General features: G+C 39.8%; 7 protein-coding genes and 2 pseudogenes. 3 read left to right on the top strand and 6 right to left on the bottom strand.

What is annotated here, in order from left to right:
• Window positions 1-53 precede the first annotated feature (53 nt).
• Window positions 54-857, top strand: a pseudogene (nrdB, locus tag I6F54_RS03155) (class Ia ribonucleoside-diphosphate reductase subunit beta); the annotation flags it as partial.
• The gene (gene yfaE / locus I6F54_RS03150; protein ID WP_165739718.1) at window positions 857-1,129 is read left to right on the top strand and encodes a class I ribonucleotide reductase maintenance protein YfaE; all 273 of its coding nucleotides are present in this window, start codon (window positions 857-859) and stop codon (window positions 1,127-1,129) included. The pseudogene nrdB and the gene yfaE, both read left to right, overlap by 1 nt.
• Window positions 1,130-1,216: 87 nt before the next feature.
• Here the strand turns inward: yfaE and aldA are convergent, their stop codons facing one another.
• Genes aldA through I6F54_RS03135 form a run of 3 tightly spaced genes read right to left on the bottom strand, consistent with a single transcriptional unit; the run spans window position 1,217 to window position 4,488 of the window.
• Window positions 1,217-2,665, bottom strand: coding sequence for an aldehyde dehydrogenase (gene aldA / locus I6F54_RS03145; protein WP_165741093.1), 1,449 nt, complete (start codon window positions 2,663-2,665; stop codon window positions 1,217-1,219).
• 4 nt (window positions 2,666-2,669) lie between these two features.
• Entirely contained in the window at window positions 2,670-3,434 is a 765-nt protein-coding gene (locus tag I6F54_RS03140; RefSeq protein ID WP_033016439.1) for a 2,5-didehydro-3-deoxy-L-galactonate 5-reductase, read from the bottom strand.
• 31 nt (window positions 3,435-3,465) lie between these two features.
• Window positions 3,466-4,488, bottom strand: a complete 1,023-nt coding sequence (locus tag I6F54_RS03135; protein ID WP_165727483.1) for a zinc-dependent alcohol dehydrogenase — start codon at window positions 4,486-4,488, stop codon at window positions 3,466-3,468.
• 290 nt (window positions 4,489-4,778) lie between these two features.
• Between I6F54_RS03135 and I6F54_RS03130 the strand changes: the two genes are divergently transcribed.
• The gene (locus I6F54_RS03130; RefSeq protein ID WP_165727482.1) at window positions 4,779-6,737 is read left to right on the top strand and encodes a CRTAC1 family protein; all 1,959 of its coding nucleotides are present in this window, start codon (window positions 4,779-4,781) and stop codon (window positions 6,735-6,737) included.
• A gap of 238 nt (window positions 6,738-6,975) precedes the next feature.
• Here I6F54_RS03130 and I6F54_RS03125 read toward each other — a convergent pair.
• The 3 genes and pseudogenes from I6F54_RS03125 to I6F54_RS03115 all read right to left on the bottom strand — a co-directional run.
• Window positions 6,976-7,304 (bottom strand): annotated as a pseudogene (locus I6F54_RS03125) (helix-turn-helix domain-containing protein); the annotation flags it as partial.
• A 114-nt stretch (window positions 7,305-7,418) separates the two neighbouring features.
• The gene (locus I6F54_RS03120; RefSeq protein WP_165727481.1) at window positions 7,419-9,782 is read right to left on the bottom strand and encodes an alkaline phosphatase D family protein; all 2,364 of its coding nucleotides are present in this window, start codon (window positions 9,780-9,782) and stop codon (window positions 7,419-7,421) included.
• Between the two features lie 546 nt (window positions 9,783-10,328).
• Window positions 10,329-13,799 carry a TonB-dependent receptor gene (locus I6F54_RS03115; protein WP_165741745.1) on the bottom strand — a complete coding sequence of 1,157 codons (3,471 nt, stop codon included), beginning with the start codon at window positions 13,797-13,799 and terminating at the stop codon, window positions 10,329-10,331.
• Window positions 13,800-13,914: the final 115 nt, after the last annotated feature.

Below are 13,914 nucleotides of genomic sequence, written 5' to 3'. Positions count from 1 at the left end.
AATATCATTAACTTATCTAAAAATAACTTTGATTATATTTGTTGTCCATAAATGAAACGTGGGCATTTAGTGAAACGATTCACAGCCGCTCGTACACGCATATTATTCGTAATGTTACACAAGCCCCTGAACTTATTTTTGATGACATAGTTAGCAACGATAAAATAAGCGAACGCGCCGATGCTGTAACCACATACTACGATGACTTAATTAATTCAGTGTCGCTTTACAACCTTTACGGTGAAGGCAAACACGAAATTAACGGCAAAACAGTGATCGTTAATTTGTTCGAACTTAAAAAGAAACTTTACCTTGCCATGATGTCGGTAAATATTCTTGAAGCCATTCGTTTTTATGTAAGCTTTGCGTGTTCGTTTGCGTTTGCTGAGCGTGAATTAATGGAAGGTAACGCTAAAATCATTAAGCTTATTGCGCGTGATGAAGCACTTCATCTTTCGGGTACTCAGCATATTTTAAATATTATGCAAGACGGTAAAGACGACCCAGAAATGGCAATTGTTGCAGCTCAGTGCCGCGACGAAGCTATTAAAATGTTTGTAGAAGCCGCAGAGCAAGAAAAAGAATGGGCAGAGTACCTATTTAAAGATGGTTCTATGATTGGTCTAAACAAGCATATTTTATGTCAGTACGTTGAGTACATTACTAACGCACGTATGACCGCTATTGGCTTACCAGCACAGTTTGAAAATAACAGTAACCCTATTCCATGGATCAATTCATGGTTAGTGTCTGATAACGTGCAAGTAGCACCACAAGAAGCTGAAATTAGCTCATACCTTGTTGGTCAAATCGACTCGCAAGTAGATGCCTCTGAATTTGGTGACTTTGATTTATAATGAGTGACAAGTCTGCTGCAAGCATAACGCTTGCAGAAAACAGCCAGTGTATAGAATTTACCACTGGCTGCCTTTCTGTTTTACAGTGCTTAGAATCCATGAAAATAGACGTTGCATTCCAATGCCGCGAAGGTTACTGCGGCGCCTGTAGAGCAACGTTAGTTTCAGGTAACGTCGAGTATAACGAAGAGCCACTGGCGTTTGTGCGCGAAGGCGAAATACTCCTGTGCTGCTGCAAGCCTAATGGTGACATAAGCATAAATTTAAAATAATTTATGAATAAAATAAAAAGCCGATAATTTATTATCGGCTTTGTTATTTATAAATCAACGACCCAGGGAGATTGTTGTTTAATTATATTATTTTTCTTTTAAGTAAACGGTTTTCTTTTCTAGATATTGCTCTAAACCAAACTTACCGTCTTCACCGCCAAAACCACTTTGTTTCCAGCCATTATGAAAACCTTGATGCTGCTCACCCATACCACGGTTAACATAAACTTCACCCACTTCTAATTCGTTAATAGCTTTATTAATATCAAAAAAGTTTTGAGTGAATATATAGGCGCTTAAGCCATAAATACTGTCGTTACAGTACTGTATTGCTTGTTCCATATCTTTAACTTTTACAATAGGGAGTACTGGGCCAAAAGTTTCTTCGTGTACTGCAATGTTATCTTGCTTAACGTCTACAAGTAACGTTGGTTCGTACCAACAACCACCTTCGAAACCCTCAACAGACGCAACTTTACCACCAGTGGCAATGCTTGCACCTTGCTTAATACTTTGTTGAACAATGTGATCAATGTTGTCTATTTCACGTTGATTACATTTAGGCCCCATTTGTGTATCTGGGTTCATAGGATCCCCAACACGAAGTGCTTTTACTGCTGGTATAAATTTAGCCATAAATGCATCGTACACAGACTCTTGAACATATAAACGCTCAACACAGGTACATACTTGCCCGCAGTTAGCAAAGCGACCCCAAAGCGCACCTTCAACAGCCTCATCAAGGTCGGCATCTGCCATAACAACCATCGGGGCTTTACCGCCAAGTTCAAGCATTACAGGCGTCATGTATTCTGCGCTAGTTTTATAAATTTGCTTACCTGCAGCAGTAGAGCCTGTCATGGTGATCATTTTAGTAATTGGGCTTTCACACAATGCTTGGCCAACAACAGAACCTGATCCATTAATAACGTTTAGCACGCCAGCAGGAATCCCCGCTTCGTTTGCTAAACGACCCAGCTCGGTGGTTGCTAAAGGTGTTTCTTGGGTAGGTTTTAATACAATAGAGTTACCTGTAATCAACGCAGGTCCAATTTTACGACCAGCCAATGCCAGCGGAAAATTCCACGCAGTAATACCAACAACTACGCCACGTGGCACTTTATGAATGTATATTTTTTCATCTTCGTTATCTGAAGGTAAAATATCGCCTTCAATAGTAAGTGCATGGTCGCATGCATAGTCAATAAAAGTCGCTGTTACGTCGACTTCCATTTGTGCAACTGATAGCAATTTACCTTGCTCTGCAACAAGCATTGGTGCAAGAATATCTTTATTTTCACGAATTTTATTAGCAAACACGCGCAATATATTTTGACGTGTGCGAGCTGTCAATTTAGCCCACTTTTTCTGGCCTACATTCGCTGACTCAAGTGCATACTGCGCATCTTCTATACAGCCTTTTGGTATTTCACCAATTTTTTTACCCGTAGAGGGGCTTAGTATTTCAATGATGCCGCTCGCTTTAGACGCAACATATTCACCGTTTATAAAATTTACATTATTATGGAAGTTCATTGAACTATCTCCCCATCCATCCGCCATCAACCAATAAAATAGCGCCGTTTACATAACTAGCAGCCTCAGAAGCCAAGAACACTGCGGGCCCTTTAAAGTCTTCAGGATTTCCCCATCGACCTTGTGGAATGCGCGCTAAGATGGCTGCATTACGCTCTTTGTCATTGCGTAATGCTTCAGTGTTATCGGTATCAATGTAACCTGGCGCAATGGCATTTACATTAATGCCTTTACCTGCCCATTCGTTAGAAAGCGCCATAACCAATTGCCCAATAGCACCTTTACTAGCTGCGTAACCTGGTACTGTAATACCACCTTGAAAAGTGAGCAAAGAAGCCGTGAAAATAACTTTACCCTCGCCATGCTCTATCATTTGTTTGCCTATTTCGCGGCTTAAAATAAATTGAGCATTTAAGTTAACTTCAATCACTTTATCCCATAAATCATCTCCATGCTCAGCCGCTGGTGCACGTAAGATTGTACCTGCATTATTGACTAAAATATCAATTTTAGGAAAATCGCTTTTAACATCATTAATAAAAGAATAAAGCGCATCACGATCACCAAAGTCACATTGATAGGCTTTAAAGTTTCGGCCAAGGGCTTTAACTTCTTTTTCTACTTCTGAGCCTTCAAGCTCTAAGCTTGCAGACACACCAATAATATCAGCGCCAGCCTGTGCTAAACCTAGTGCAATACCTTTACCAATACCGCGCTTACAACCTGTAACAAGGGCTACTTTGCCTTCTAAGCTAAATTTTTCTAACATATTATTCATTTTAATACCTTTATAATTTTTATTATTGTGGATTACATTCAACAAGCGCTTTCATGCCTTCTGGATTTCCATCCATACTCGAAAATGCACTACCAATATCAGTTAACGAACTAACCGAACTAATAAAAGGTTTAAGATCTATTTGGCCCGATGAAATTAACTCTATTGCCCAATCAAAATCTGCCGCTTCGTATACGCGCGCACCTAATAACTCCAACTCTTTCCAAAAGAATTGAAATAAATCGATTTCAGGTTTAACACTGTGAATAGCCACCATGACTATACGACCCCGACGCCCTGATATTTCGGTCATAGCCTCTATTGCGGGTTTTACGCCTGATACTTCAAATACAACATCTGCACCTTTTGTTTGCGTCCAGCTATCTACATAGGCAGCTAAATCTTCTTCAATGGGATTAACCGATTTAACACCTAGCTCATTGGCAAAAGCACGGCGGCTTTCGTTAGGCTCAGACACGAGCACTTCTGCACCAACACTTTTAGCAACCGCAGCAACTAATTGCCCAATTGGCCCGCCACCAAGTACAACCACTTTCTCACCCGCTTGTAAGCGCGAGCGTCGTACATCATGGCACGCAACCGATAACGGCTCTATTAATGCGCCTTGTTTTAAATCAACGCCTGCTGGTAATTTATGCAAAGTACGCGCTTTAACTGTCCAGCTTGACTGAAAAGCACCTGGCGTATCTATTCCCATAAACTTTAAGTTTTGACAAATATGCGTATGCCCTGCATTACACGTAGGACAATCGCCACACCAATCTAATGGACGTACTACCACGTTTTCGCCTACAGCAAAGCCTTCAACGCCTTCACCTATTTCTGCAACAACACCTGATATTTCATGGCCAATTGTTTGCGGAATAGACACTCGTTGATCCATTACGCCGTGGTATATGTGCATATCTGTACCGCAAATACCAACGTATCCAACACTCAATCTAATCTCACCCGCTTTAGGTTTAATAGATGTGCCTTCAACAATGTTAAATGACTTGTTACCTATATATTGTGCAGCTTGCATATTTTTATACCTTCAAGAATGTTTAATTAAATAGTAACCAAGTAAAGCATCATTAAAACAATGCCGATACGAGGAATATCAAAGTGAACTATCATACCTTGATATGGTTTATTGTTAACAATCTACACCTAGGTATGTTGTTTGTAAAGCCACTATCAAAATTTAATATAACTTTAGAGCGCAAAAGCCAATACGTTAAAAAGCATTAAGAATAGTTATTAAAATTTACTTGTATGTTTTAATATCAACATATATTGTCAACAATTAACACAGTGTAAAGAGGGACAATAATGATTAAAAACAAAAAATCTGCGCTTAGCGTAGTGATTATCAGCGCTCTAAACTTAGCGGGATGCAGTCAAAACATACAAACACACACGCCCAGTAGTAAAACAAATAACAACGTAGTCTTTTCTGACGTATCTGAACAAGCAGGTTTAATAACACAAAAAAACTGGAAGTATGGCGGCCCTACCATTGCCGATATAAACAGTGATGGTCATTATGATCTGCTGCTAACAAATCACGACACCACCCCTATTCGTTTATTTATGGCAAATGGAGATGGCACATACACACTACAAAACGATATTTTTCCACGAGCAGATCTACACGGTATGTCGGCCGGTGATTACGACAACGATGGCGATCTCGATGTACTTATTGCACTAGGCGGTGGAAATGGCACCACACCTCAACCCCAGCGACTACTTAAGAACAATAATGGTAAATTTGAAGATAAAACTGTTGAAGCTGGCTTATCTAAAATGGGGGCTCGCGGGCGCTCTGTGCGCTGGGTTGATGTAGATGCCGATGGTGATCTTGATTTTATACAAGTAAACGCCGAAAAATTAATTCACGAAAACTCACCACGCAATATCATTTTTGAAAATCTCGGTAATGGAAAGTTTACTTATCACCCATCAGCTACTTTTGAAAATATAAAAGCCGAGCGTGTATTATTAACCGATTACAATAACGATGACATACTCGATATTTTTGCTTTTGATGGATACAACGATTTAACTATTTATCAAGGTAATAACGACTTTACCTTTGCCAATGTTACTAAAGATCTATTAGGTGCAAATAGTGAAGCCTACAAAGGCACGCTCGCAGTTGCACAAGCTGATATAGATAACGACGGCGATATGGACTACTACCTTGCTCGCGGAAAGCTAAGCTACGCTATCGCTAATAACAGTCTATCGTTTAATAAAGGCAGCAAACGGCTAGACCTGCGTGATGAAGGTAATAAAAGCCACGATGGCATAACACTCATTACCGACAACACAAACTCAGGAAGTCTTATACTAAGTGACTTTTATCACTTCCCGCGTGCCAAGCTATTAAGCCAAATGGATGTATACATAGGTGAGAAAAAAGAACTAATAAATACACCTAGTAAAAACACCACCATTAGCCAGAAAAAAGCGCAAGGGTTTCCAACTAAGCTTGATAAAACCGGCTGGTACATTGGGTATTTAGGGAATAATAAATGGCGAGTGGAATGGGTACTTACCGACAACCTTGCATGGGATGTACGCGCATCATTCAAAAATGTAAAAAACTATCAAAGCGATTGGCAACCACAAAATCTCGCCCTTCCTGATGTATTACTACGTAACGATAATGGTAAGCTGGTTGATATTTCATCTAAATTAGATGCATTAACAAACAGTAATAACTGGGGAGTTGTACCCGGCGATTTTAATAACGACACAAAAATAGACTTTATGGTCTATCGCTTTGGCGAACTAAAAGAGCGAGTTGCTGATGTTTTACTCATTAACCAAGGTGATTACAAATTTAAAGCAACAATCACTCACAACGCTGATACCGAACGTGGCTTAGACTCACACGGCGATATGGGAGCCGCATTTGACTTTAACCTAGATGGAAAACTCGACCTACTAAGCGGAGATGAAGATAACGGCCAATGGCATTTATATAAAAATACCACTGAGTTAAGTCACGCCCACTTCACCCTTATTAGAGTTGGATACTCAAAAAGTGGGGTTGATCCGTATGGTGCAAAAGTACAAATTAAAACAGCAACTGCGAACCAATATCAAGTTATTGGCTCACAAAGTGCTACTCACTCGCAAAGCTTACTTAATATTGTGCATTTTGGATTAGCACAAGCTGATACGCTTTCATCAGTTGTAATTACATGGCGAGATGGCAGCCAAAAAACGCTCACTAATGTTAAGGTAGACTCACTAATAAAAGTGGGAGAATTTAAGTAAGTCCTGTTTAATATGTACTAGCTCAGGCTTGATCTGACAGTTACCCATTTTTCTAATGATGACTGTTAGTTTAGATTTGAGCTAAATTATTTTCTGCCCAAACCGTTTTTCCATCCAGTGATGTTTTAAGTGGTGTTCGACCGCAACATACTTTCCCTTGATGAGTCCGATCATTGTTGTAGTAATCCATCCATTCGTACAGATCTTTTTATAGTTCTTCCTTAAGCGTATAGCTAACAATTGAACGAACACCACTACCTGAAAAAAACACGCCTAATTTACGAAGCTCATTGCTGCTTCTATGATGGCCGTGAGCAGGATAGTCAACTGCATATTTAATGACGGCTTGCTCTGTTTCTTCGTCAACGCGATTCTTTATATTTAGTGTACGGTGGTTCTTTTCGATTAACGCATCAATCCCCCCTCATTAACGAGTTCTTGATAACGATAAAATGTATCTCGTGATACGCCCATGACTTTACAGGCTCTTGATACATTGCCTAGTTCTTCAGCAAGGTTAAGTAAACCGGCTTTGTGTTTTATGGTTGGGTTGTTAGTGTGCAACATGAGAGTTACCTTTTTGTTTGTTTTGATTTAAAGATTCGACACCTTTATCAAAACGGGTAACTCTCACTTTTTCAAGTTGAATTGTCAGATATTGTCTGAACTAATACATATAAGTTAACTTAATATATTTTTGCCTTTATTCTCTTGTTGATGAATAGTTACTGGCCATCCTGGATACTGATTACTTGCTTTACCATCGGCTATATCTATTAAAAACTTATATGCTTCCATTGTGTATGTCAGCTTTTCAGAATCAAATGTAATAAAGCCAAAACCACTCCCTTTCTCATGTGCCTTTACATAACGATTACTGGATTTACCAACCTGTGGATTTCCTACCGCATAGACATAAATCTTATTACCGAAAGTGTCATTATATTCGCCAGTTTCGCCAAGGCCGTGTGCTGGCCGGTTTTGGTAAGGCATGCTCATCGAATCAGGTTTCCACCATCTTGGCCAACCGGCAGAAATAGCTGGCGTACAAAAAGCCCAATTGCTATCTCTTTGCTGGTTTACGCCATATTGCGATAAAGAACCTAAATGGGTATCTCCACAAATATGTAACGCCATAGAGTCACGCATTGCGTCAATTGCACGGTTACGTGCAGATGCAGGCCAACCACTCGAATCAAAATCATATTTCAAGAAGCGATCAGGTAGGGGCTGATGAGTAGAAATAGCAGCAAACACCGTTTGACTTAATACCGCTTTTAATTTATGCCCACGCCAATCATTACCCCACTTTATAAGAAAGTTCTCTTGGCGGTTTCCTAACAGGTCTAAGCCGGGGGGATTGAATATAGGATTATAAAAAAGTGGGTCTTCATCTTGTCCCGTTTCGCCAACCGCAACATTAATACGCTCTGGGCCACTTTTCCATTGTCTGTCGGCAAGAATCGCAAAACCGACACCGCCATATAGCATAGTGCCATAATACGAGCTAATACCATTAGTTGGCGTTGGATCATAAGGATCTGGATTATGGTTGAGAGTGGTTTTATGTATCATATTTATCACGCGTGCAGAATCAATATAACCACCTAATGCACTTGCTGAAGGGTCTTTGGAAATGTTTTCCATCCTTGCACCACCTTCCCCCCACAAATTACCTTGGAGTACATCATGATCATCGGGCAAACAAATTGTCGGTTGATTACGCATTACCTCTTTGAAAGCCAAGCCAAACTGATAGAATTTGCGTAAGTAATTTAAAATCGCTAAATTATCTGGAGTACGAATTACACCAAATCCGCCATGACTTTCATAAATTTGATCACCAGAAAAGAACACCAAATCGGGGTTTAGTTTTTCGACATTTTGAGCAACAGGTTGGTACGGAAAACCATAATCATTTTGACACGTGAGCGCGGCCATTCGTAATTTTTCACTCGCTGGGTTCGCTTTTATAATCCCTGAATATATATCTGGGGTTTGTGTACCATCTGTGTGTTTTTCACGGTATACAACCCGAAAAGGCGTATCGCGTGTTTCATCCCAATTAGCAATACGAAAGGTCGCCAACCAGCCATCATGGTCTATGACTTGCGAATCAATAGCGAGCCACTGATCATCACGCTGTATTTGTAGTTCTATTTGCTGATTATCTTGTTCACCTATAGGCCCTGTGTAAGCACTCAACTTCATCACAAAGCCTTCATCACTCAATGTATCGTTTAACGAATACATAGTCCAAAGTATCGGACCAAACGCTTGTTCATCTATTACTGAAAATGCTTCACCTTGCATGGTCCAATTACTAAATTTATATCGTGCGCCCAACTTGTCTTCAGGTGCATTTTCATATGTGACGGATGGAATCGAAAAGTTACTCACCAACGCCACATTGCCTAATAATTCAGTGGCTGCAGCCAAATGAGTGAGAGTACCTATCACTTTTCCTGACGACGTTAAACTAACCGTTAACTCTAAAGCCATGGCACCTGATTGAGGTGTTCCAGTCAGCGTTAAAGTAACAGCTTGATCCTCTATCGGAATCGATATAGGCACGGTGTTATTGCCTAACACTAAATCGTTGTTTTTAATACCAAGGTCATAACCCTGCTGTACAAAACAATTACTACGGTATTCATTTAATTCACTTTTAGCACCAAGACGAATACCCGCGCCACCATCGTTGCTGTTTTGCTCTAAGCGAGACACTTGCACCGACATTGTAAAAGATTGGTCAAGATGCGCTATTTGGTGAGTGAGTGAATGAACACTACGATTACCACCTCTACTTCTACATTCAGCAGCACCATTAACTACGCGCCAATCCTCCATTGGATTAGCCCAATATTGTTTTCCAAGCCATACTCTATCATACGTTTTATACCAATTATCATGATGAGATTTAGTACCGCGGGTAGTTGTTGAAGCCACTGTCCCAAAACTGCTAGTGCAACCAGAAATTCCTGTAGCAGCAACACCAGCAGCAAGCATTTTGAGGACTGAACGACGAGATATGTTTTTGTTCATAGTTTTAATCTCACAAATCAAATATTGTTAACAGTAAACAAACTATATTTGATTTTTTACTAAAGATCAGCATTTTTTTTTCTAAAAACGGTTACAAATTGATAAAAGTTAATTGCAAGTATTATCAGAGATGTTTACCTAGACACTAAATATTTTAGCTAGCTTGTTATAAAAAGGTATTATTGCAGATAGTTTTCTTAACCCGCCCTATATAAAGCTTTGTTTAGATAACCGATTAGAGCTTCCCACTATGAGAAAACTACAGTAACAATTTCTAAAATGAGATAGATTCTCCACTTTCAGTTAATAAATTTTTTGGGCTTGTTTATAAGTCATATCGCCTTTTTCTACAGCGTCGACAACTTGCAATTTAAAGCCTAATGAATAATCTCGTGTGTTCTTTTAATCGGTGTGTTCTTTTAATCGGTGTATTATTTGACTTGGTCATAATAAGTCCTAAATGTGTAAACACATTTCAGGACGAGACAAGTAACAAAAGCCAAAAAGCCCGCAGAAATGCTGCGGGCTTTTTATTAGATTAAAAATTTAGAAATTAATACGGGTATTAAGTCTCAATGTCCGGCCTGTTTTATATGCGTAAACAGTACGTGATTTAGTTGCATCGCCTTCAAGCGGGCTGCCTTCAGAAAACGTTTGGCCACCAGCATTTAAGAAACGACTGGTAAAGTATTGTCTTACGCCTTCGTCGGTTACATTGGCAACTTGTAGTGATACCGTCATGTAGTTATTTACTTTATAACTTGCAGAAAAGTCGAGCGTTTTACGTCCCTCTTCCCACAGCGATCCGTTTTCCCATGAGCGTTGTACTAGCTGATCGGTTGTCCCTTGGTAAGATAGACGTAATTGATGACCATCTTTTTCCCAAAAACCCGTTACGTTGTAGCTATGCTCTGGCGTATAGGCAACCGCCAATGAAGGAATTTTTACATTATTATCAATCGATGATACTTCTTGATCGTACTTACTGTCTTGATATGTATAGTTAGCCTGCAAGCCAAGGCCGGACCAAATACCCGGTAAGTTATCGTAGGTTTGCATGTATTGAAGCTCTAACCCTTTAATACTTGCCCCTTTACCATTTTTAATTCGGGTGGTGTTAAATTTGGCACACATTTGCTCTAAGTCGCCCGAATACATCCACTCTTTTTGATAATCCTGGCCACCTTGAAAACGCTTAGGCATACATTTTTCTAAGCTATCTTGGCCTGCAATAAGTACTAAATCGTCTGGGTTATAAGATTCGCCCTCTTCGAGTCCCACTCCACGTAGGTCATCCATGTAGGTAACAATCGTTTCAGACTCTTCAAAGTTTGTCATGTCTTTATAAAATAATGATGCTGCTAATAATCCCGAATCGTTGAAATACCATTCATATGATAAATCAAGGTTTATTGATTCAAGTGGATCGAGTTTAGGATTGGTAAGCGTAATTGAGTTGTTACGGTTTTCACCGCCCCATTGTGTTTCTCTTACTTTAAAACCAGGGCGAAGCGAGTCAATTTGCGGGCGTGCCATTGTTTTAGATGCTGCAAAACGAATAATGGTGTCTTCACTTTGCAAGTAGTTAATATTGATACTGGGTAAAAACAAATCGTAGTCGTGCTCACCAGTTACTGCAAACGAGCGTAAGCTTCTGTCTTCTGTTGGTAATAAGTTTCCATTTGCATCAAATTTACGCTCGCCATATATCCAGTTTTTTTCGGTTGATACATCAGAATGGCGCCATAACCACCACTCAGATTCATTTGGATTACCACGTACAGCGTTAGGATCATGACACGCGCCTTGAGCAGGAATAGCCACATCGTCTGATTTATCAATAGTGCCTTTTGTGTCGTAGCCTAGACCATCGGTTCTCGACCAGCGTATTTCTTCGTTGTAATCTGCACCATAAAATTGCGTTGCAGCACACAGTGGTAAGCTAGTATCACGCAACTCTGCTAATTTAAATGGGTCCATTAAACGAGCATTATTTGAAGGGTCAAATGCAAACTGTACACCCGATGCACCTTGCACTTCTACAGTCGTTTTTACATAACGCACACCCACATCACCTGTAACACGTCCATCTGCTAATTCAAAATTTAGCTTGGTGTAAAATGCTAAGTTATCTAGCTCTGTATTGCGAGTGTTTGAATCGTCTGTGGCAAAAGCAACTTCTGGACTCCCTAAAGCTACTTCAAATGCTTTAAAAGCCGAAAATCGATTCCACCCATCGGTTACATTGTCGCGGCCATAACCTAAATCAGCCATAAAATCGTCAACAGGAAACCCTTCACCGTTGGTTATTAAATCACCAGAAATATCTCTTAAACCGCTACCAAGTACTGCAGGTTGGCCTGTTGCAGGGTTTATAACTACAACCCCCTCGCCTACACTATTAAAGGCACCTTGCTGAGCATCTACATATTTTGTACGTTTTGACCATTTTGCACCAAATTCAATTGAGCGTACATAGCTTGTGTCAAGCACGTAATCAAAATCGACAAAGAGCGATTTTTGTTCATCTTCGACTTCGTTGAGGGTTCTGCCCATGTACGATAAATGCTGCGCTTTTAGCTCATCCGGATTAAATCCCGTGGTGCTGTAGTTATCCCATAGATTTGTTGGGTCACCAAAAGTGTCGTTTTCGCCGTAATCAATTAAGCCGGTGCCTGTAACTAATTTACACGGACCGCCTGCTGTACAGTCATAACCAACAGGCTCCATATCCTCTGGTGGCACATTTACTAAGCTCCATGCACTAATATTGGCAAAATTTTGCAGTGCAACGTACACTGAGTTTTCTGGTATTTGCTGCGTTTTAGAGTACCCAACGCCAGCTTCCATCGAAAATGAGTCACTAAAACCGTGATTCATATCAAGTGAGTAAACTTGGTTTTTATTTTCAAATTCACCTTCTGACTGCACTAAACCACCGTTACCAAAGCGGTTGATAAATTTAGTAAATGTATTCGTTTTTAAATCAATGGTACGCCAGCTAGCTTCAGGATCAGTAAATTTAGCTGTCACGCCAGAAAGGCCTGGGTCTTCACCTTCAACTAAGTTTTTAGTTTCCATTGAGCGCGTATTAATACCATGCATTGAGTTATTAACATCTTGTTTTGCAAGGTTTGCGTTAAAGTTAAACTCTGTGTTTTCACTTGCTCGCCACTGCAAACCTAAGTTAATACTGGTGCGGTCATTTTGACTATCAAAAAGCTGATAATTAACTAAACGAGGTGTAATACCTACCGCATTTTCAACAACGTTGCCATTTGTATCTGTTGCTAAAGGCGACTGAACTGCTGTCCACTCTGTAGCAGAGTATTGGTCTTTTCGGTATTCGTTAGTCTCTTTAACTGCAGTAAAAACCACGCCAAAGGTATCGTCAAAAAGCTTTTTCGACATCGTACCCGATATTTTATAATTTTCTTTATCAGATAAATCGTTGTACCTACCTTCTAAAGTCATAGTGGAAATTTCATAATTTAAATCAAGCGGCTTTGTAGTCGAAAGATTGATATTTGCGCCTAGCGAACCCTCTTCATGATCTGCACTCGGTGTTTTTACCACTTCAATTTTAGATAAAATATCGGATGAATACTGCGATAAGTCTACGCCTTGGCTAAAACCTGTAGAACCTAATTGCACACCATTCATGCTAATATTGTTTTGTTGTGAGTTAGCACCACGCACAGATATTCGTGCACCTTCACCATCAACGGATTGTACTGATACACCAGTTACACGCGAAAGCGCATCAGCAATATTTTGATCGGTAGACTTACCTATATCTTCCGCGTTAATCGAATCAACAACGTTTTCAGCAAAACGCTTATCATTAATAGATTTTTTAAGACTGGCGGCTAACCCGCTGACTTCAATTATTTCAATATCGGCTTCTACTTTCGGTTTTTCTTGTGTGCTTTCGTCTTGCTTGGCGTAAACCAATTGTGTTGCAAGTACTGCAGCTGTAATCGCGCTCAACTTGAACGCTTTGTTGATGATTGTCATGTGTGTTCCCTTTCTAAGGTATTATTATGTTGTCAGGTTAATCTTTTGTAAACAATAATATAATAACCAAACAATTGTCAACTGTATTTTGTTAACAATATTTATTTGATTATAA

Source organism: Pseudoalteromonas sp. SWXJZ10B (assembly GCF_015864475.1).
In the GTDB taxonomy this organism is placed as follows: domain Bacteria; phylum Pseudomonadota; class Gammaproteobacteria; order Enterobacterales; family Alteromonadaceae; genus Pseudoalteromonas; species Pseudoalteromonas arctica.
The sequence above is the reverse complement of the archived record's forward strand: the minus strand, read 5'-3'. Positions and strand labels throughout refer to the sequence as shown.